At 68.2% G+C, this 18,413-nt stretch carries 18 protein-coding genes and 3 tRNA genes; 9 read left to right on the forward strand and 12 right to left on the reverse strand.

The genetic code is table 11. The features are described 5' to 3' along the window. Positions 1 to 33 precede the first annotated feature (33 nt). Positions 34 to 110, reverse strand: a tRNA-Asp gene (locus tag Q0833_RS10125). A gap of 56 nt (positions 111 to 166) precedes the next feature. Beyond that, complete coding sequence (locus Q0833_RS10130) at positions 167 to 1,084, reverse strand: LysR family transcriptional regulator (RefSeq protein ID WP_298433536.1); 918 nt, start codon at positions 1,082 to 1,084, stop codon at positions 167 to 169. 85 nt (positions 1,085 to 1,169) lie between these two features. Between Q0833_RS10130 and Q0833_RS10135 the strand changes: the two genes are divergently transcribed. Next, a complete protein-coding gene (locus Q0833_RS10135; RefSeq protein ID WP_298433539.1) occupies positions 1,170 to 1,799 on the forward strand; it encodes a bifunctional 2-polyprenyl-6-hydroxyphenol methylase/3-demethylubiquinol 3-O-methyltransferase UbiG in 630 nt (209 codons plus the stop codon). Between the two features lies 1 nt (position 1,800). Here the strand turns inward: Q0833_RS10135 and Q0833_RS10140 are convergent, their stop codons facing one another. Further along, on the reverse strand, positions 1,801 to 2,739 hold the full coding sequence (locus Q0833_RS10140) for a pirin family protein (RefSeq protein WP_298433545.1): 939 nt from the start codon (positions 2,737 to 2,739) through the stop codon (positions 1,801 to 1,803). Between the two features lie 129 nt (positions 2,740 to 2,868). Between Q0833_RS10140 and Q0833_RS10145 the strand changes: the two genes are divergently transcribed. Further along, positions 2,869 to 3,612 (forward strand): SDR family NAD(P)-dependent oxidoreductase, encoded by a 744-nt coding sequence (locus Q0833_RS10145; protein WP_298433548.1) that lies wholly within the window; start codon positions 2,869 to 2,871, stop codon positions 3,610 to 3,612. Between the two features lie 138 nt (positions 3,613 to 3,750). On the opposite strand, the gene Q0833_RS10150 is transcribed toward Q0833_RS10145, so the two are convergent. The 5 genes from Q0833_RS10150 to Q0833_RS10170 all read right to left on the reverse strand — a co-directional run bounded on the left by Q0833_RS10150 (position 3,751) and on the right by Q0833_RS10170 (position 5,891). Beyond that, on the reverse strand, positions 3,751 to 3,993 hold the full coding sequence (locus Q0833_RS10150; RefSeq protein ID WP_298433550.1) for a hypothetical protein: 243 nt from the start codon (positions 3,991 to 3,993) through the stop codon (positions 3,751 to 3,753). Between the two features lie 55 nt (positions 3,994 to 4,048). Next, a complete protein-coding gene (locus Q0833_RS10155) occupies positions 4,049 to 4,807 on the reverse strand; it encodes a LuxR family transcriptional regulator (RefSeq protein WP_298433555.1) in 759 nt (252 codons plus the stop codon). Between the two features lie 287 nt (positions 4,808 to 5,094). Then, a tRNA-Val gene (locus Q0833_RS10160) sits at positions 5,095 to 5,170 on the reverse strand. 41 nt (positions 5,171 to 5,211) lie between these two features. Then, complete coding sequence (locus Q0833_RS10165; RefSeq protein WP_367274947.1) at positions 5,212 to 5,790, reverse strand: histidine phosphatase family protein; 579 nt, start codon at positions 5,788 to 5,790, stop codon at positions 5,212 to 5,214. Between the two features lie 26 nt (positions 5,791 to 5,816). Then, positions 5,817 to 5,891 (reverse strand) — tRNA-Val (locus Q0833_RS10170). 159 nt (positions 5,892 to 6,050) lie between these two features. Here Q0833_RS10170 and Q0833_RS10175 point away from each other — a divergent pair. Both Q0833_RS10175 and Q0833_RS10180 read left to right on the forward strand, forming a co-directional pair. Next, positions 6,051 to 8,255 carry a fused MFS/spermidine synthase gene (locus tag Q0833_RS10175; RefSeq protein WP_298433561.1) on the forward strand — a complete coding sequence of 735 codons (2,205 nt, stop codon included), beginning with the start codon at positions 6,051 to 6,053 and terminating at the stop codon, positions 8,253 to 8,255. A 160-nt stretch (positions 8,256 to 8,415) separates the two neighbouring features. Next, on the forward strand, positions 8,416 to 8,595 hold the full coding sequence (locus Q0833_RS10180) for a hypothetical protein (RefSeq protein WP_298433564.1): 180 nt from the start codon (positions 8,416 to 8,418) through the stop codon (positions 8,593 to 8,595). A gap of 91 nt (positions 8,596 to 8,686) precedes the next feature. On the opposite strand, the gene lon is transcribed toward Q0833_RS10180, so the two are convergent. The 3 genes from lon to tgt form a co-directional block, all read right to left on the reverse strand. Further along, positions 8,687 to 11,083, reverse strand: coding sequence for an endopeptidase La (lon, locus tag Q0833_RS10185; protein WP_298433567.1), 2,397 nt, complete (start codon positions 11,081 to 11,083; stop codon positions 8,687 to 8,689). A gap of 334 nt (positions 11,084 to 11,417) precedes the next feature. Then, positions 11,418 to 12,074, reverse strand: a complete 657-nt coding sequence (locus Q0833_RS10190) for a hypothetical protein (protein WP_298433570.1) — start codon at positions 12,072 to 12,074, stop codon at positions 11,418 to 11,420. 112 nt (positions 12,075 to 12,186) lie between these two features. Beyond that, the gene (gene tgt / locus Q0833_RS10195) at positions 12,187 to 13,320 is read right to left on the reverse strand and encodes a tRNA guanosine(34) transglycosylase Tgt (RefSeq protein WP_298433573.1); all 1,134 of its coding nucleotides are present in this window, start codon (positions 13,318 to 13,320) and stop codon (positions 12,187 to 12,189) included. A gap of 203 nt (positions 13,321 to 13,523) precedes the next feature. Here tgt and Q0833_RS10200 point away from each other — a divergent pair, with 203 nt between their 5' ends. The 3 genes from Q0833_RS10200 (at position 13,524) to Q0833_RS10210 (ending at position 15,506) form a co-directional block, all read left to right on the forward strand. Then, positions 13,524 to 14,273 carry a LuxR family transcriptional regulator gene (locus Q0833_RS10200; RefSeq protein WP_298433576.1) on the forward strand — a complete coding sequence of 250 codons (750 nt, stop codon included), beginning with the start codon at positions 13,524 to 13,526 and terminating at the stop codon, positions 14,271 to 14,273. 201 nt (positions 14,274 to 14,474) lie between these two features. Then, the gene (locus Q0833_RS10205; protein ID WP_298433581.1) at positions 14,475 to 15,062 is read left to right on the forward strand and encodes an outer membrane beta-barrel protein; all 588 of its coding nucleotides are present in this window, start codon (positions 14,475 to 14,477) and stop codon (positions 15,060 to 15,062) included. A 78-nt stretch (positions 15,063 to 15,140) separates the two neighbouring features. Further along, positions 15,141 to 15,506 (forward strand): SUF system Fe-S cluster assembly protein, encoded by a 366-nt coding sequence (locus Q0833_RS10210; protein ID WP_298433585.1) that lies wholly within the window; start codon positions 15,141 to 15,143, stop codon positions 15,504 to 15,506. A 17-nt stretch (positions 15,507 to 15,523) separates the two neighbouring features. Here Q0833_RS10210 and Q0833_RS10215 read toward each other — a convergent pair whose 3' ends face one another. Next, positions 15,524 to 15,703, reverse strand: a complete 180-nt coding sequence (locus tag Q0833_RS10215) for a hypothetical protein (RefSeq protein WP_298433588.1) — start codon at positions 15,701 to 15,703, stop codon at positions 15,524 to 15,526. A gap of 85 nt (positions 15,704 to 15,788) precedes the next feature. On the opposite strand from Q0833_RS10215, the gene Q0833_RS10220 reads away from it, so the two are divergent. Together Q0833_RS10220 and Q0833_RS10225 are read left to right on the forward strand one after the other, a co-directional pair. Next, positions 15,789 to 16,622: a LysR family transcriptional regulator gene (locus Q0833_RS10220; protein ID WP_298433592.1), complete on the forward strand. Its 834-nt coding sequence runs from the start codon at positions 15,789 to 15,791 to the stop codon at positions 16,620 to 16,622. Positions 16,623 to 16,666: 44 nt separating this feature from the next. Further along, on the forward strand, positions 16,667 to 18,337 hold the full coding sequence (locus Q0833_RS10225) for a mechanosensitive ion channel domain-containing protein (RefSeq protein WP_298433596.1): 1,671 nt from the start codon (positions 16,667 to 16,669) through the stop codon (positions 18,335 to 18,337). The last annotated feature ends 76 nt before the right edge of the window (positions 18,338 to 18,413 follow it).

The following is an 18,413-nucleotide window of genomic DNA, read 5'->3' on the forward strand; positions in this document are numbered from 1 at the left end:
CCGGCCCCGAGGGGCCGGCTTTCGGACAAGCGGTGGCGCGGTTGACGGGGCTCGAACCCGCGACCCCCGGCGTGACAGGCCGGTACTCTAACCAACTGAGCTACAACCGCCCGCTTGCACACCGTTTCCGGCGTGCTGCGGGGTCTATTGCGGCCCCGACATGCCGTCAAGCCGGTCCGACGGAATTCTTCACGAGCGGTGGGATCGCCTCGGCCAGAAGGTCGAACACGGCCCGGATGCGTGCGCTGGTCCGAAGCTCGCGGGCGGCACAGAGCCAGATCGGGAACGGAAAGAGCGGCGGATCGGGCAGGATCGGCACGAGCCGCGGATCGGCCGCACCCGCGGTGATCGGCCCGAACCCGATGCCGAGCCCCGCGCAAACGAAATGCCAGTGCACGAGATGGCTCGACCCGGTCGAGAGCATGAAGTTGCGGTCGCCGACCGTGAAGCCCGTGCTCGCCAGCGCGCCCAGAAGGGGTCCGTTCTCGGAGAGGCCGAGAAACTGTGCCGCGCCGAAATCGGCGGGACCGTTCACGGGGCCGAGCGTCTCGAGATAGGCGGGCGTGGCCCAGAGGGTCGCCGTATCGTTGCAGAGCTTGCGCGCGATCAGGTCGGGATCGCTCGGCTCGGCGTTGCGGATGGCGATATCGGCCTCGCGGCGGCGCAGGTCCGCCAGATCGTTCGTGACCACGACGTCGACGCGCAGTTCGGGGTGGCGGGCCCGGAGAAGGCTGATGACGCGCGGCATCACGAGCGCGGCGTAGAGCTCCGAGACGGTGATGCGGATCAGCCCCTCGATCGCCTGGGATTGACCGGATGCGGTCAGCGAGACGCGCGCGGCGGCCTCGCCCATGGCGCGGACCTGTTCGGCCAGAGCCACGCCGGACGGCGTCAGGATCAACTGCTTGCCGACCCGATCGAAGAGCCGCACGCCCAGTTCCGTCTCGAGCGCGGTGACCTGTCGCCCGATCGTGGGTTGGGTCTGACGCAACGCGCGCGCCGCAGCCGAAAGCGACCCGCGCTCGACCGTCGCGAGAAAGGCGCGCACGTGGTTCCAGTCGAAGGCGACGGCATCCCAGTTCATGCATCCGCGTATGACGGAAGCACGAATAAGCGCAATACCCATGCAAATCACAGCAGGTCATACGGGCGCTGAAAGGAGATCACCCATGACCGATGCCACCTTCTGGACCCGCGGCGCCCGCCGCTACTCCGAACGTCCCGTCCCCGACGAGGACGCCTATGCCGAGACGCTGTCGCGCACCGCGCATCACCTCCACCGCGAGGACCGGATGCTGGAGCTCGGCTGCGGCACGGGGATGACCGCGCTGAGGCTGGCGCCCCATGTCGCGCACCTGACGGCGATCGACTACGCGCAGGGCATGATCGACATCGCCCGCGAGAAAGCGTGGGAGGCGAGCGTCCGCAACGTCGCCTTCGAGGTGGCCGAGCCGGGCGCGGACGCCCTTCTGGGGCAGCGCTTCGACGTGGTCGCGGCGTTCAACCTCCTCCACCTGATGCCCGATCCGCGGGCCGCGCTGGCACATGTCGCGCGCTACCTGGAGCCGGGCGGGCTCTTCATCTCGAAGACGCCCTGCCTTGCGGGGCTGGGGCTGCGCAGCGGCTTCTACCGTGCGATCGTCATGTCGATGCGTGCGGTCGGGTTCGCCCCGGCCGTGACGTTCTTCTCGGTGCGGGACTGGCACGCGATGATCGACGCCGCCGGGTTCGAGATCATCGAGCGGGGGACTTACCCCTCCGGTGGCACGAGCCGCTTCGTGGTGGCCCGCCTGCGCTGATCTAGCGATCGGGGAGCGGGATATGCTCCCCGTCGTCGCCGGGCGGAAGCTGGAACCGGCCATGGGCCCAGTCGCCCGCGCGCCACGCTTCCTTGGCGGCGTCGATCCTGTCTTTCGACGAGGCCACGAAGTTCCACCAGATGTGACGCGGGCCGTCCATCGTGTCGCCGCCCAGCAGCAGGAGCCGTGCACCGGTCGGCCCCGCCTTGAGCGAGAGCCGGTCGCCGGGCCGGAAGACCAGCATCTGACCCCGCTCCCATGTCTCGCCGGCAAGCTCGATGCTTCCGTCCATCACGTAGACGCCCCGGTCCTCGTGATCGTCGGGCAGCGGGATGGCCGCGCCCGCCTCGAGCAGCGCGTCGGCGTAGAACATCCGGCTGGGCGTGTCGGCGGGCGCGCGTTCGCCGTAGGCATCCCCGAGGACGATGCGCACCTGCTTGCCTTCGCCCTCGAGGATGGGCAACTCGGCCTTCGTGACGTGCTTGAAGGCGGCAGCGTCGTCCTCGTGGTCCTGCGGCAGCGCCATCCACGTCTGGATCCCCGAGAGCCGCACGGTCTCATCGCGGTAAGGGCCGTCCATCCGCTCGGAATGGGTGATTCCGAGGCCCGCCGTCATGAGGTTCACCGCGCCCGGCTCGATCCACTGGTCGGTCCCGAGGCTGTCGCGGTGATGGATCTTGCCCTCGAAGAGATAGGTCACCGTGCTCAGCCCGATATGCGGATGCGGGCGCACGTCGATACCCTCGCCGGTCAGGAACTCGGCGGGCCCCATCTCGTCGAAGAAGATGAAAGGGCCGACCATCTGGCGTTTGGGCGCAGGCAACGCGCGGCGCACCTCGAAGCCGCCGAGGTCGCGGGCGCGGGGAACGATGACGGTCTCGATGGCGTCGACCTCGTCGCCGATGGGGCAATGGGGGTCGAGGGCGGGGTTCCAGCTCATGGCGCGTCTCCTTGATTGCCGTACAATCTGGTCGCTTGACGGGCTCGGGCCAACCCCGCGAGCGCGCACGGAGATTGCGCATGTCGGCACGCACGCTAGGGTCGCCCAGCCAAATCGGGGAGACGGATGATGGGTGAGACGGCGATCGTGACGGGGGCCGCGCGGGGCATCGGGCTGGCGACGACGAAGCTGTTCCTCGCCGAAGGGCGCCGCGTGGTCATGGTCGACAACGATGCCGAGGAGCTTGCACGCGCCGCCACGGGTCTGGAGGGCGCGACCGCCCTGCCCTGCGACGTGTCCGACCCGGACGCCGTCGCGGGATTGGCCGAGGGGCTCTCCGGCACCAGGATCGATGCGCTGGTGAACAATGCGGGCCTCGCGGATTTCGGTCCCATCGAGGAGACGGACTTCACCCGCTGGCGCGCGGTGATGGCGACCAATCTCGACGGTGTGTTCCTGATGAGCCAGGCGTTCACGCCCGCCCTGAAGGCCACGCGCGGCGCCATCGTGAACATCGCCAGCATCTCGGCGCTGCGGGCGTCGACGCTGCGGGTGGCTTACGGGACGTCCAAGGCCGGGGTCGCGCATCTGACGCAGCAGCAGGCCGTGGAGTTGGGTGAATACGGGATTCGGGTGAACTGTGTTTGCCCCGGCCCGGTGCGCACCAAGCTGGCCATGGCCGTCCACACGCAGGACATCATCGACGCCTATCACGACGCGATCCCGCTGAACCGCTATGGGCGCGAGACAGAGATCGCCGAGGCCATCGCGTGGCTTTGCTCGGAGAAGGCGAGCTTCGTGACGGGCCAGCGGCTGGCCGTCGATGGCGGGTTCGAGGCGACGGGGATCGGCCTACCGGCGCTGCGCGGCTAGGCCAAGGTCGCCGCGACGCCGGAGGATCGCCCCGCCCCGGCAGGGTCTGGGAGCGGGCCCTGGCCCACCGGCACCGAGTTCTGCGGGCCTATGTCATTCAACGCCTTCCGGCGGATCGTCCCTGATCCGCCCCCGGTGTCAGGCCGCGGAATCGTCGGCCGTGGCCCCCTCGGCCAGCCGCAGCAGGCGATCCGCCATCAGGATGAGACCGGGCGCCTGCCGGTGCTCGCCCGAGCGCGCCACCTCGTAGGCCGCCATCTCGACCGCGCGGGCGGCGACCGTCAGCGATCCTTCCGCGCGCTGCTCCAGCGGCAGGCGGTCGATCGCCAGCGCCACCCATTCGGCGATGTCGCCGGCGGTATCGGGTGCGAACTTGTCCATGTGGGCCTCCGGGCGCGATCACTCGTAACCCGCCGCAGATGGATGCGCGCTGCCCTCAGGTCACGTCCCGCGATTGCGTGACGGGCATGCGGCGGTCGAGCACGATCAGCCCCGCGCCCAGCCCGCGCAGCACGGCGGTGGTGCGGTCGCCGACCTCGAGCTTCTGGAAGATGCGCCGGACCAGCGTATCGACCGTATGCCGCGAGACCCCGAGGATCTCGGCCATGACCGAATTCGATTTGCCACGCGCGATCCAGGACAGGATCTCGGTCTCGCGGGGCGACAGCTCGCGATGCGTCAGCGGCCGGGTCTCGTCGAGTTCGCAATAGCGCAGATGCGCCAGCTGCACCGCCGATTTCAACTCGAAGATCTGCGCCTCGCTGAGTTCGGGCCGAGGCCCGCCGAAGCCGAGGCCGACATAGGCCGACCGCATCCGGGGGCCATAGACCTGCATCGCCAGCCCGTCGCCCAGATGCGCGGTCTCCAGCTCGCGGACGAAGGCGCGTTCCTCGGGGGTCAGTTTGACGAGGGTTTCGAGCTCGCTCCAGAAGAAGGGCTTGGTGCGACGCGCGGCCAGCGCCGGGATGGGGTCGATATCCGCGAGATCGTTCTTGACGTAGTGCGCGACCCAATCCTCGGGAAACCCCTCGGCCCGAACGAGCGGTGCCCGCCCGCCCGTGGGGTCGAGGAAATGGTAGCTCATCCGCACGATGCCGCGTGCGCGCAAGAACTTGCGAGCCATCCGCCAGAGCGTCAGGCCATCGGGCGCATCGGTCACATCGTTCGAGTAGGTCGTCAGGTTGTCGTCGGGCATGATCGGACCCCGGCGGGCCGAAGCGACCCTGCGATGATGGTGACAGCCAAACCGGGGCGGGGCAAATGCTATAGTGACGTAGCGTCACGGGGCGCGAGCGCCGGGGCGTGCCGACTGGCGTAGTCTACGGATGACGCCCCGATGGGCGCGGGTATCTGGCACGGGCGCTCAGGGGTAGCGTGCCGTGGTCGCCCGGAGCTGCGTGGATAGGGACGTGGCGGGCATCGGCCCCATGCCCGTCACGGTACGGCCGGGCCATGAAGAACGACGGCATATCAGGGGGATGATGGTGGGTGGTGAGGGGCTCGAACCCCCGACATTCTCGGTGTAAACGAGACGCTCTACCAACTGAGCTAACCACCCGCAGGCGCGGATCTAGACCGCGGCGCGCGGGCCCGCAAGCGTCAGGTCAACACGGTCTCGCGCCCTTCGGCCACGCGGATGACCACGCCCTGAGGGTCGTCGATCCGGTCCCAGTCGGGAATGCCGCGCCCCGCAAGCCGCGCGCGGAGCGCGATGGCCACGACGCCGTGGGTCACGAGGATCGTCGGCCCCCGCCCCCGCAGATCGTCCAGAAGGCCCGTCACGCGACGCATCAGCGCGTCCGGCGATTCCGCGGCCGGGGCCGCGAATTTCCACAAGACACCCGCGCCGCCGCCGACGTCCCGCGCAAGACGGCCCTGCCACGCGCCCATGTCGATCTCGGCCAGGCGCGCGTCCTCGGACGCATCCAACCCCGCCAGCCGTGCGGTCGCGACGGCCCGCCCGCGCGGGCTGACCCGCGCCACGCTGCCGGACGGTGCCGCACGGCGCAGGATCGCGCCCTGCCGCGCGGCCTGCACGCGACCAAGCGCCGTCAGATCGGAATCGAGTGTGCCCTGCATGCGCCCCGCGACGTTCCACACGGTTTGGCCGTGTCGCAGGATGTAGAGGGGCGGCAGATCGGCCATCGGCACCCCGCGCGGGACGCGGCGGCGTCGCATCCGTCGGGGGGTGACGCGGCCGGGAATGGTGGGTGATGAGGGATTTGAACCCCCGACATCTTCGATGTGAACGAAGCGCTCTACCACTGAGCTAATCACCCGTCCGGCGGCGGTTTAGCCGGGGTTCGGGGGGCCTGCAAGGGTCTTGGGATGCCGAGGCTTTCGGTCGGCATTCCGCCGGATTTCCGCGCTTCGGCCACAAACACGTCCGATTGTTCCTGCAATGGCAACGGTAACCCAGTCCATTCGAGGCCGAACCGATGACCGACGCGACCCAGCCCGCCCCGCTTTCCCGACCCGGCACCCGGCGCGTTCCGATCGCCGCGATCTTCACGCTGACGATCTTCCTCAGCGCCAGCCTCCTGTTTCTCGTCCAGCCGCTCTTCGCCAAGCTCGTCCTGCCGCTTCTCGGCGGCGCGCCGGCGGTCTGGACCACGGCCATGCTGTTCTTCCAGACGGTGCTGATCGGCGGCTATCTCTATGCCCATCTGCTCGTCCGCTACGTGCCGCAGCGCGGTCAGATCGCGATCCATCTTGGGGTCTGGGCACTGGCGCTGACCTTCCTGCCGCTGGCCGTGCCGGCCGGCTGGACGCCCGAGCCGGGCGGGTCGCTGCCGTGGCAGACGCTGATGCTTTTTGCCGCCGGCGTCGGCGTGCCCTTCGCGATGCTCTCGGCCAACGCGCCGCTCATTCAGGCGTGGTACGCGCGCACGGATGGGCCCTCGTCGCAGGACCCGTATTTCCTCTATGCCGCGTCGAACTCCGGCTCGCTCATCTCGCTCCTGGCCTTCCCGCTCCTGGCCGAGCCGTTCCTCGGTGGGTCGGCGACCGGCCTCGTCTGGGCCGTTGGCTTTGTCGCACTCGGCGGCATGGTGCTCGTCTCGGGACTGAGCGCGCGGCGCGGACCCGCCTCCGCCGCCATCGCCGAGGCCGCCGCCCCCGCCGCCCCTATCGACCTTCGGCGGATCGCACTGTGGCTGGGCCTCGCCTTCGTCCCCTCCTCGACCATGCTGGTCGTGACCACAAAGATCAGCATCGACCTCGGGTCGATCCCGCTGGTCTGGGCGGTGCCGCTGTCGCTCTATATCCTGACCTTCGTTCTGACCTTCACAAACCGGCCGCTTATTTCGGACCGGGCCATCGACGCGCTTTTCGTGGTGGGCCTGGCGATCGTGGTGTTCCTGACCAACCGCCTGATGGTCCAGAGCTTCTCGCCCACGGGGGCCGCGATGCTCTGCCTCGGCCTCTTCCTCGTGGCGCTGAAGGGTCACCGCGCGCTTTATCTCGCGCGCCCCGAGGCGGCGCGACTGACTGTGTTCTACGTGGTGATGTCCGTGGGCGGGGCGCTGGGCGGGCTCTTCAATTCGCTGCTGGCACCCGCCGTGTTCGACACGCTGCTGGAGATCCCGCTGACCGTGGTCGCGGCCTCGCTTCTGTTGCTGGGCGTCCCGATCGCGCGCATCCCGCGCGCCGCCGCCTGGGGCCTCGCGGTCGCGACCGTGGCGATCATGCTCGCCACGTCGGGGGCCGATCTGGGGCTGGACGGGCGCCTGCTGGACATCCTGCTCGCCGCGACGGTCTTCGCGGGCCTCTGGATCGGGCGGCGCCTTCCGCTGGCGATTCCGGTCACGGTCGCGGCCCTGGCCGTCGGCACCGCCATCATCGGCAACGGCAGCCCGCCGCTTCTGCAGGATCGCAGCTTCTTCGGGGCCCATGTCGTGCGCGATGCGGGCGGGCTGCGGCTCTATACCAACGGGACGACGATCCACGGGATGCAGTGGACCGGCGACGAAGGCCGCCTGATCCCCCGCTCCTACTACCATCCGCGCAGCCCGATGGCCGAAATGGTCACCGACCCCGCCCTGCCCGCCGATGCGCGGATCGGGGTGGTCGGCCTCGGGATCGGCGCGCTGGCCTGCTACGCGCAGCCGGGCCAGGCCTGGGACTTCTACGAGATCGACGCCGAGGTCATCCGCATCGCGACGGATCGCTCGCTCTTCACCTTCGTACCCGATTGCGCGCCCGACGCACCGATCCATCTGGGCGACGCGCGGCTGGTGCTCGAAGGACAGGACATGGCGTTCGACGTGCTGGTCCTCGACGCCTACAGCTCGGATTCGGTGCCGGTGCACCTGCTGACCGCCGAGGCGATGGCGATCTATCTCGACCGTCTCGCGCCCGACGGCCGTCTCGTGTTCCACATCTCGAACCGCTACTACGACCTGCTGCCGCCGCTCACCCGGCTGGCGCGGGACGCGGGCCTGTCCGTCGCCTACCGATCGGCCAAGGTCGATCCGGCCGTCGATGTCGCCGGGGCGAATGGCAGCCAGGTGGCCGTGATGTCGCGCAGCGCCGCGTCCATCGCCGCGCTGACCGATGACGCGCGCTGGAACGCGATCACGCCTGCCGAGGGCACCGCCTGGACCGACGATCATGCCAACCTGATCGGCGCGATCGCCCGCTGACGGGGGCGATCGGCCGCGCGAAGACACAGGTTTCGGCCGGATCGGGCGAATTCTCCGCAAGGGCTTTTCCGACAATGGGAATTGGGCAATTCTGTGGCAAGAGCGCCGAATCAGCAGAAATTGCCCGCCTGCCCCATCAGAGAAGCCCGGAGATAGCAGCATGAGATCCATTCTGACCGCCGCCGCGATCGCGACGACGCTTGCGACACCCTCCGCTGCAGGCAACCTCGCCCCGGCCCCGGTCGACCCGGTCGTGATCGTCGAGGATACAAGCTCCAGTTCGCAGGCGATCCTGGTGAACGTCCTGACGATCATCCTGTTCGCCGCGATGCTCGACTGAACCGCTGACCGCGCCCGCGCGACGCGGGCGGATGAAAAGGGGCGCGACCTGCCGGTCGCGCCCCTTCGTCGTTCAGGTCAGGCGTGTCGCCTCAATGGGCGGTCGCCCCCGGTCCGGTCTGGGCCGCCCGCGCGGCCAGCGCCGCGGCCTCCTCGGCGGCCTCGTCCCAATCCACCGGCTCCGGCGTCTCGGTCAGCGCGAGCTTGAGCACTTCGGACACGTGGCCCACGGGCACGATCTCGAGCCCGTTCTTCACGCTGTCGGGCAGATCGACCAGGTCCTTCTCGTTCTCCTTGGGGATCAGAACGGTCGTGATCCCGCCGCGGAGCGCCGCGAGGAGCTTCTCCTTGAGGCCGCCGATAGGCATGGCATTGCCGCGCAGCGACACCTCGCCCGTCATGGCGATGTCGCGCCGCACCGGAATCTGCGTCAGCGACGACACGATCGAGGTGACCATGGCCAGACCCGCGCTGGGCCCGTCCTTGGGCGTCGCGCCGTCGGGCACGTGGACGTGGATGTCCATCGTGTCGAACTTCGGCGGCTTCACCCCGATCTCGGGTGCGATCGAACGGACGTAGCTCGACGCCGCGTCGATCGACTCCTTCATCACGTCGCCCAGCTTGCCGGTGGTCTTCATCCGACCCTTGCCCGGCAGGCGCAGCGCCTCGATCTGCAGAAGGTCGCCGCCCACGGACGTATAGGCCAGCCCGGTGACGACACCGATCTGATCTTCGGCCTCGGCCAGCCCGTAGCGGTACTTCTTGACCCCGAGATAGTCGTCGAGATTGTCCGGCGTGATCTTGATCGCCGTCTCGCCCCGGCCGACGATCTTGGTGACCGCCTTCCGCGCCAGCTTGGCGATCTCGCGCTCGAGGTTCCGCACGCCCGCCTCGCGGGTATAGGTGCGCACCATCTCCTGCAGGGCCTCGTCGGTGACCTCGAACTCGCCCTTGCGGAGCCCGTGATTCTTGACCTGCTTGTCCACGAGGTGCCGCTTGGCAATCTCGACCTTCTCTTCCTCGGTGTATCCGGCCAACGGGATGATCTCCATCCGGTCCATCAGCGGGCCCGGCATGTTGTAGGAGTTCGAGGTGGTCAGGAACATCACGTTCGAGAGATCGTATTCCACCTCGAGATAGTGATCGACGAAGGTGCCGTTCTGCTCGGGGTCGAGAACCTCGAGCATGGCCGACGCCGGGTCGCCCCGGAAGTCCTGGCCCATCTTGTCGATCTCATCGAGCAGGATCAGCGGGTTCGTGGTCTTGGCCTTCTTCAGCGCCTGGATGATCTTGCCCGGCATCGAGCCGATATAGGTCCGGCGGTGGCCACGGATCTCGGATTCGTCGCGCACGCCGCCCAGCGAGATGCGGATGAACTCGCGCCCCGTGGCCTTGGCGACCGACTTGCCCAGCGACGTCTTGCCCACGCCCGGCGGGCCGACGAGGCACAGGATCGGGCCGCGCAGCTTGGTCGAACGGGCCTGGACGGCGAGATACTCGACGATCCGCTCCTTGACCTTCTCGAGACCATAGTGATCGCGGTCGAGCACGTCCTGCGCCTTGACGATGTCCTTCTTGACGCGGGACTTCTTGCCCCACGGGATCGACAGCATCCAATCGAGGTAGTTGCGCACGACGGTCGCCTCGGCGCTCATCGGGCTCATGTTGCGGAGCTTCTTCAGCTCGCCCTCGGCCTTCTCGCGCGCTTCCTTCGACAGCTTCGTCGCGGCAATCCGCTCCTCCAGCTCTGCGACCTCGTTCTGGCCGTCCTCGCCGTCGCCCAGCTCCTTCTGGATCGCCTTCATCTGTTCGTTGAGGTAGTATTCGCGCTGCGTCCGCTCCATCTGGGACTTCACGCGGGACTTGATGCGCTTCTCGACCTGCAGGACGGACATTTCGCCCTGCATCATGCCGTAGACCTTCTCCAGCCGCTCGCTGACGGTCAGCATCTCCAGAAGCTCCTGCTTCTGGGCGACCTCGATCCCGAGATGGCCGGACACGAGATCCACGAGTTTGGCGGCATCCTGGCTTTCGGCCACGGCGCCCATCGCCTCCTCGGGGATGTTCTTCTTGACCTTGGCGTAGCGCTCGAACTCCTCGCCGACGGAGCGCATCAGCGCGTCGATCGTGGCGCTGTCACCCATCTCCTCGGTCAGGCCCTGGGCCTCGGCCTCGAAGAACTCGTCATTGGCGATGAATTTGGTGATCTTCACGCGGCGGCGGCCTTCGACCAGCACCTTCACGGTGCCGTCGGGCAGCTTGAGCAGCTGCAACACGTTGGCCAGCACGCCGACGCGGTAGATGCCGTCGGCATCGGGTTCGTCGGTGGCGGGGTCGATCTGGCTGGACAGCAGGATCTGCTTGTCGTCGGCCATCACCTGTTCGAGGGCGCGCACACTCTTGTCGCGGCCCACGAAGAGCGGGACGATCATGTGCGGAAACACGACGATGTCGCGCAATGGCAGGACCGGATGGGTCGAGAGGGTCATGTCTGTTCTATCCTTTCGCAAAGGTCCCCGGCCCCGGATCGGCAGCCATGGAGACCTTCCGTCTTCGGGTCCAAACGTGGGGACGCCTGGTCTTCGCGTCAATGTCGCGGGTGTTCCCGTCTTGTTTCCCTCACTCTGACCGTGGCCCCGCGAAGGCGCAAGGGGGCGTGGGCGTCAGGGGCACTGACGCGGCGTGAGCGCTGCAGGGCTGCATGCCCGGCGATCCGGGGGCATTCGACGGGGCTTGGCCCGTCGAGGGCGGCATCGGGGCCGTCGCGTCAGTGTTTCGCCGGAGCGATGGGTCGGGGGCGCAGGTCCGCCCCCGTGCGCGGTTTCAGCGCTTCTCGAAGGTCACGAACCGGAGGATGGAGATCGGCTGGCCATTGGCCTGGATCAGCTCCATCTGGTGCGCGCCATAGGCTTCCTCGGTGCTCAGCACATAGAGCCAGAGGTCGAATTCACCCACGCCCTCGGGCAGGTTGATCGGGCCCTTGGCCTGCAGGCGCGGCAGATCGCCCGCCTCGCAGTCGAGCGGCATGGTGTTGAGCGGGGCGACCAGCACGTCGCCCGCCGCGAAGGTCACGCTGCCGTCGGCGTTGAAAGGCCAGGATTCGCCCTTGTGGAACTGGAGCGGGACGACTTCCGGCAGCGGCGCGCCGTTGATGACGATGCCCTGCCCGGTCTGACGCGATACCACGATCTCGGTGACGATCTCGTCGGTGAGGTCGGTCTGGACCGCGCCCACGGTCGAGATGCCGTAGCCGTTGGTCATGTCCCAGTCGCCCGTCAGGAGGTCACCCAGCGTGTCGTCCCAATCGCTCTTGGCGACGTCGCAGAGGTCGAGCCCCTTGGGCGGCAGGCGGTTGTCGAGCGTGTCCTCGATGGCGGTGATCGTGGCGAGGTCGAGATTGGTGAGCTGGGCCGCGGCCGGTTGGGTGGCAACGGCGGCGCCAGCGGCGACGAGGAAGGTCAAGGCACGGAACGGCAGCACGGGCAGGTCCTTTCTGGACGGACTACGAATCAGGTCTGGGACCGACCGTAGGACCGTGCCAGGGCTCGAATGTGGCCAAGCGTGGCCCATTTCGGGTCGGCCGCCGGGAACGTCAGAGGAGCGGGATGTCGCCTTCAGCCCGGTCCGCGTGGAACCGCGCCTGCCAGGACGCGAAGGTGCCGCCCGCGATCGCGTCGCGCATCCCCGTCATCAGGTCCTGATAATAGTGCAGATTGTGCCAGGTCATCAGCATCGAGCCGATGATCTCCTTGGCGCGGCTGACATGATGCAGGTAGGCCCGGCTGTAGCCCCGGCAGGCCGGACAGCCGCATTGTTCGTCCAGCGGGCGCGGATCGTCGGCATGGCGCGCGTTGCGGATGTTGACGACGCCGGTGCGCGTGAAGGCCTGCCCCGTGCGCCCCGACCGAGATGGCAGCACGCAGTCCATCATGTCGACGCCCCGCGCGACCGCGCCGACGATGTCGTCCGGCTTACCGACCCCCATCAGGTAGCGGGGCCGGTCCTCGGGCAATTGATCGGGCGCGTAGTCGAGGCAGGCGAACATCGCCTCCTGCCCCTCGCCCACCGCGAGGCCGCCGATAGCGTAGCCGTCGAAGCCGATATCCCGCAGGGCGGCGGCACTCTCCTCGCGCAGGTCCGGCTCCAGCCCGCCTTGCTGGATCCCGAAGAGCGCATGGCCCGGCCGGTCGCCGAACGCGTCGCGCGAACGCTGAGCCCAGTCCATCGAAAGCCGCATCGAGGCCGCGATGCGGTCGCGGTCGGCGGGGAGCGCGGGGCATTCGTCGAAGGCCATCACGATGTCCGAACCCAGGAGCGCCTGTATCTCCATCGAGCGGGCGGGCGTCAGACGGTGCTTCGAGCCGTCGATATGGCTGCGGAAGGTCACGCCGTCGGGGTCGAGCTTGCGGAGCGCGCCGAGGCTCATGACCTGGAACCCGCCGCTATCCGTCAGGATCGGACGATCCCAGTTCATGAAGCGGTGGAGCCCGCCCAGCGCCGCGATGCGCTCGGCCGTCGGGCGCAGCATCAGGTGATAGGTATTGCCCAGAAGGATATCCGCCCCTGTCTCGCGCACCGAGCCGGGCAGCATCGCCTTTACCGTCGCCGCCGTCCCCACGGGCATGAAGGCGGGCGTGCGGATGTCGCCCCGAGGCGTGCGAATCGTGCCGAGGCGGGCGCGGCCGTCCGTGGCATGCAGATCGAAGGTCAGATGGGTCCGGGTCATCGGCGGCGCCTAGCACGCACCCTGGAGGCCGAAAAGCGGTCCCTCAAACGCGAAACGGCACCGACGGTCTGACGTCGATGCCGTTCGCGGGGGCAAAGGCCCTCGAATAATCAGGAACTTGTAACGAACCGCTGCGTGTCTATCTTGAAGGACTGGAATGGTCAGTCCCCCCGAACGAAGGGGGCGACCCCGGGGAGACTGGAATGCTGATCGACGACGCGCGCCGGATCGAGGCGCTCGATACGCCGCGCGCCGTGTGGGATGCGACCGTGGAGACGCTGGCGACCGAAGGCGTCGGGACCGTCCTTTACCTCATCTCCGACAAGGAGCGCCGTGACGTCCGCGTCATGACGACCGCGCCCGAGATCCATGCCGACGATCAGCCCGAGAAGGATCCGTTCCTCGACCACTGCTGCGACAGCTACGCGATCACCCGCACCGGGGCCGCCTTCATCGACGAGCACGAATATCTCTGCGCGACGGACCGCGCCTTCATCCTGCGCGCGCAGGACCACGGGTTCGTCAGCGGGTTGGGCATACCGACGCGCCTGCAGGGGTCGCTGCATTACGGCGGTTTCAACCTCGGCACCCCGCTGGACCGCGCCGCCTTCGAAGAGGAGATTGCGCCCCGTCAGGAGGAGTTCCGCCTCTTCTGCCTTCTGGTGCATCGCCGGTTCGAGGAGCTGGGCATCCTGACCGCCCCCTGTGGCGTGCTGCCCGCGCCCCTGCCGCCCCGCGCCCGGATGGTGGCCCCCGAAACCGAACGGCTCGCCGCGCTGTCGCCGCGCGAACGCGAGGTGATCTGGCTTCAGTCGCAGGGCCTCCCCCGCAAGGAGGTGGCGCGGCTCTGCGGCATCTCTCCCAACACGGTCGCGGAATACGCCTCCAAGGCCTATCGCAAGCTCGGCGTGCGCAATCGCACGGAAGCGGCCCGTATGGTGTTCGAGGCCTGAACGTTCCGCCTCGCCTCACGAAATTCGCGGCGAGCGCCTGGCATCTGTAACCTCGACCGGCAGACTTGCGCCGATCCCCGGCCATGCGCCGCCATCGCTCGCACGCTGCCGTGATCCATCTTTTGCCCAGCGCGCGGCGGCCTACATGAAGGATCGACGGACCCGCACGGTTCGCCGATTCCGACAACCCGAGAGGCACCCATGCAGACCAAACTCATCCTCCCCGCCCTGGCCCTCGCCTTCGGCGTCCCGGTCGCCGCGACCGCGGGCAACCTCGAGCCCGTGGCCCCGATCGCCACGCCCGTCCCGGCCACCGTGGTGGCGACGCCGGTCTATGACTGGTCGGGCTTCTATATCGGTGGCGCCGCCACCTATGCCGATGTCGATACCAGCGTGGCCGGTATCGGCGGCGATGGCGCGCTGGCCGGTCTCCGGTTGGGCTTCGACTACGATTTCGGCTCCTACGTTCTGGGTGCCCGCCTCGACTACGACGGCGGCAGCATCGACCTGGGCGGCGGTAACGAGATCGAAAGCATCACCCGCCTCGGCGTTCGGGCGGGTCTCGATAGCGGTCGGAACCTCTATTACGGCATTCTCGGCTATGCCGACGCCGACACTAACCTCCTCGGCTCCGGCGACGGTGCCTTCGGCGGTCTGGGTTACGAGGTCTTCGTGACCGACGCGATCACGATCGGCACCGAGGTGCTCTATCACGATCTCGACGGGTTCACCGGCGGCGCCGATGCCGACGCGACCACGGCGTCCCTTTCGGTCAACTGGCGGTTCTGACGACCGCGGACCGGGCGGCCTTTACCCCGCCCGGTCCAATCCCTATTGTTTCGGTCGACAACTCGCTCCGGAGCAGACATGACCGCCGAGACGCCCGAACGCCTGGAAGGCGCGCCCCTGATCGCGCCCTCGACCACGGACCATCCGCTGCACGAGGCGGTGGTCGATGCGTGCCGCTCGGTCTTCGATCCCGAGATCCCGGTGAACATCTTCGATCTCGGGCTGGTCTACACCATCGACATCAACGCCGAGAACGAGACGAAGGTCATCATGACCCTCACCGCGCCTGGTTGCCCCGTGGCGGGCGAGATGCCCGGCTGGGTCGCCGATGCCGTCTCCTCGGTGCCGGGGGTCAAGACGGTCGATGTCGACCTGACCTGGGAGCCGCCTTGGGGCATGGAGATGATGTCCGACGAAGCCCGGCTGGAGCTCGGCTTCATGTGATTGCCATGCGCCCGGTGTCACACCAGGCGCAGCGCCCGCCCGACCGCGAACCAACGCCGCAGCCGCTTGCGCCGCTGCAGCCGCATTTTCATTTCCGAGAATAGCGCCTGTTCCGCCGCATAGCCCGTCGCGGGCTGGCGTACGGCGCCGCGCATCACGTCCGTGCTGTGTATGGTGTATCCGTTGAGTTCCTGCATGGTCGATCCTCCGTCTGGATGGTCCGGATCTAGACGATGCGGCGGGACTTGTTCAGCCGCCAGGACCGAGCCTAGACTTCCATCCATGAAAGACGCCGCCGCAGACTGGTCCGATCTCGCCCTCTTCTCCGCCGTGGCGCGGGCCGGTGCGCTGGCGCCCGCCGCGCGGACCACGGGCGTCTCCGTCCCGACGCTCTCGCGGCGCATGAAGGCGCTGGAGGCGCGGATGGGTCGCCGCCTGTTCCTGCACGGCGCGCAAGGCTACGCGCCCACGACCGAGGGGCGCGACCTGCTGGAGCGAACCGCGCGGATGGAAGCCGCCGCCGCCGACATCGCCGCATGGCAGGCCGCCGGGCGTGGCCCCGCGCGCATCCGCGTCACGGCCGGCACCTGGACCGCGCGCCACCTCGCCGCGAACCTGCCCGCCTTCTGGACGCCGGACGCGCCTTGGCTGCCGGAATTCGTACATTGCAACATCGACATGGATATCGCCCGCCGCGAGGTCGATATCGGCATCCGCAATCGCCGTCCGTCCCAGCCCTGGCTGGCCGGACGCCGCACCGGAACGACGACCCATGCGGCCTATGCAACCGAGGCGGGCGTCACCGCGTGGATCGGGGCCAGCCACGAGACACGCGCCCTGCCCTCCGAGACCTGGGTCGCCGAGACTCATGGCGACAGGATCGTGACGACCGCCAACGACCCCGCGCTGCGCCTGATCCTGGCGCAGGCGGGGATCGGACGCGTCGTGCTGCCGACCTTCGTGGGCGACACCGCCCCCGGCCTTGTCCGCGTGTCGGACATCATCGCCGAGCTGACACGCGAGGTCTGGCTGGTCTGCCATCACGAGGCGCGCCACGACGCCCCCATACGTGCCGCGCTCGACGCGATCGGCGGGTTTCTCGATCGAGACGGCTGAGCGACAGGTTGGAACATCCCCGCGCATCGAGGCGTTCGAAATCCATGCACCGCCTCCACCGGCTGTTCGCGCCGTTTCTCATCCTCGTCGTCCTGTTGGCGACTCCTGCCCGCGCCGAAGATCCGTGGTATATGGTGGACACGTTGAATCCGGGCCTCGGGACGGTTCCCGCTGATGTCGACCGGCGCACACCGCGCGCCGCGATATCGACCTTTCTCGTAGCCGCGGAAGAAGGTGATTGGGCCCGCGCGGCCCATGTGCTCGACCTGTCCGACCTGCCCGAAGCCGAACAGCGCGCGCAATCCGAGATCCTCGCGCGGCAGCTTCATTCCGTGCTCGACCGGAAAGCCGTGTTCGACTGGTCTGCGATCAACGACCGGCCCGACGCGCTCCAGACCGTCGGTGGACAGTCGCAGGCGCAGGCGGGCGAGCCGCGGCGCTCGCTCCTCATCCGCGAACTCGCCCTCGACCCGGTGCCCGCCACGATCCGGCTCGAACGGGTCAAGGCGGGAGAGGACGCCGCGCCCGTCTGGGTCTTCTCGCGCGAAACGACCGCCGACCTCCCCGCGCTTTATGCCGCGTACGGCCCCTCGCCGCTGGAGGCGCGGTTGCCGGACGATCTCAGGGACGACGCGTTCTGGGGCCTGATGTGGTGGGAGTTGATCGGCCTGCCGCTGCTTCTGGGCGCGGCGATTCTGCTCGGCCGCATCGTGCATGCCGGTCTGACGCTCGCCGCGCGTTATGCCGATGGCGACCTCGGCCAGCGGGTGTTCAAGGCGATATCGACGCCGCTCATCATCGCTTCGGTCACGACGCTGGTCTGGTGGGTCACCGACACCGTCTTCGTCTTCTCGGGCGCCATCGACATCTGGCTGGCCCCGCTGATCGCCGCGGGGTTCGTGACGGCGACGCTCCTCCTGATCGTCAATGTCATCGAGGCGATTCTCGAACACCTGATCGCTCCGGGTGACGACATCGACCTGACCTCGGCCCATCGCGACAAGGCGCGCGAGATGGCAACGAAGCTGAACGCGGCGAAGCGCATCCTCGTGATCGTCGTCACCCTGGTGGGCGTGGGCATCGTCCTCTCGACGGCGGACGCCTTCCGTTCCCTCGGGCTGTCGCTCCTGGCCTCGGCGGGGGCGTTGACGCTGATCCTCGGGTTCGCGGCGCGCAACGTGCTGGGCAATATCATGGCCTCGCTCCAGATCGCGATGAACCAGTCCGCGCGCGTCGGCGACCGCATCGTCTTCAAGGGCGAGCTTTGCCATGTCGAACGCATCCACATGACCTTCGTGCAGCTCAAGGACTGGGACGGCACGCGCGTCGTGGTGCCGGTCGAGGAATTCGTTTCGGAGACCTTCTCGAATTGGACGCTGGGCGAGCCGGACATGCTGCGCATCCTGAAGTTGAAGCTGGCGCATACCGCTGATGTCCAGGCCGTGCGCGAGGCGTTTCTCGACGTCCTTCAAGCCGTGAAGGACGACACCGACCTGACCGACGATCTGGGCGAGATCGACGAGGCGGGCGTCAACGTCGCCGGTCAGGACGTGTTCGGCATGGATGTCTGGTTCAGCGTGCCCTGCACCGATCCCAATACCTCGTGGGAAGTGGCCTGCACCGTCCGCGAACGCCTCCTGGCCGCGATTACCGAGATGCAGCGGAACGGCGATGAGCAGCTCTTCCCCGAGGCGCAGGCCGCCGAGGCCGCCTGACGACAATCCGCCGATCGGCCCCCCGATGTCGCGCAACCTTCGTTCCAGCGTCGCATCCCTGTCATTCTGTGCGTGT

The organism is uncultured Jannaschia sp. (assembly GCF_947503795.1).
In the GTDB taxonomy this organism is placed as follows: domain Bacteria; phylum Pseudomonadota; class Alphaproteobacteria; order Rhodobacterales; family Rhodobacteraceae; genus Jannaschia.

Coding starts and splice junctions, on each gene's coding strand:
- Q0833_RS10130 (WP_298433536.1), bottom strand. CDS start 1,084: ATGAACTGGGATGCCGTCGCCTTCGACTGGAACCACGTGCGCGCCTTT.
- Q0833_RS10135 (WP_298433539.1), top strand. CDS start 1,170: ATGACCGATGCCACCTTCTGGACCCGCGGCGCCCGCCGCTACTCCGAA.
- Q0833_RS10140 (WP_298433545.1), bottom strand. CDS start 2,739: ATGAGCTGGAACCCCGCCCTCGACCCCCATTGCCCCATCGGCGACGAG.
- Q0833_RS10145 (WP_298433548.1), top strand. CDS start 2,869: ATGGGTGAGACGGCGATCGTGACGGGGGCCGCGCGGGGCATCGGGCTG.
- Q0833_RS10150 (WP_298433550.1), bottom strand. CDS start 3,993: ATGGACAAGTTCGCACCCGATACCGCCGGCGACATCGCCGAATGGGTG.
- Q0833_RS10155 (WP_298433555.1), bottom strand. CDS start 4,807: ATGCCCGACGACAACCTGACGACCTACTCGAACGATGTGACCGATGCG.
- Q0833_RS10165 (WP_367274947.1), bottom strand. CDS start 5,790: ATGCGACGCCGCCGCGTCCCGCGCGGGGTGCCGATGGCCGATCTGCCG.
- Q0833_RS10175 (WP_298433561.1), top strand. CDS start 6,051: ATGACCGACGCGACCCAGCCCGCCCCGCTTTCCCGACCCGGCACCCGG.
- Q0833_RS10180 (WP_298433564.1), top strand. CDS start 8,416: ATGAGATCCATTCTGACCGCCGCCGCGATCGCGACGACGCTTGCGACA.
- lon (WP_298433567.1), bottom strand. CDS start 11,083: ATGACCCTCTCGACCCATCCGGTCCTGCCATTGCGCGACATCGTCGTG.
- tgt (WP_298433573.1), bottom strand. CDS start 13,320: ATGACCCGGACCCATCTGACCTTCGATCTGCATGCCACGGACGGCCGC.
- Q0833_RS10200 (WP_298433576.1), top strand. CDS start 13,524: ATGCTGATCGACGACGCGCGCCGGATCGAGGCGCTCGATACGCCGCGC.
- Q0833_RS10205 (WP_298433581.1), top strand. CDS start 14,475: ATGCAGACCAAACTCATCCTCCCCGCCCTGGCCCTCGCCTTCGGCGTC.
- Q0833_RS10210 (WP_298433585.1), top strand. CDS start 15,141: ATGACCGCCGAGACGCCCGAACGCCTGGAAGGCGCGCCCCTGATCGCG.
- Q0833_RS10215 (WP_298433588.1), bottom strand. CDS start 15,703: ATGCAGGAACTCAACGGATACACCATACACAGCACGGACGTGATGCGC.
- Q0833_RS10220 (WP_298433592.1), top strand. CDS start 15,789: ATGAAAGACGCCGCCGCAGACTGGTCCGATCTCGCCCTCTTCTCCGCC.
- Q0833_RS10225 (WP_298433596.1), top strand. CDS start 16,667: ATGCACCGCCTCCACCGGCTGTTCGCGCCGTTTCTCATCCTCGTCGTC.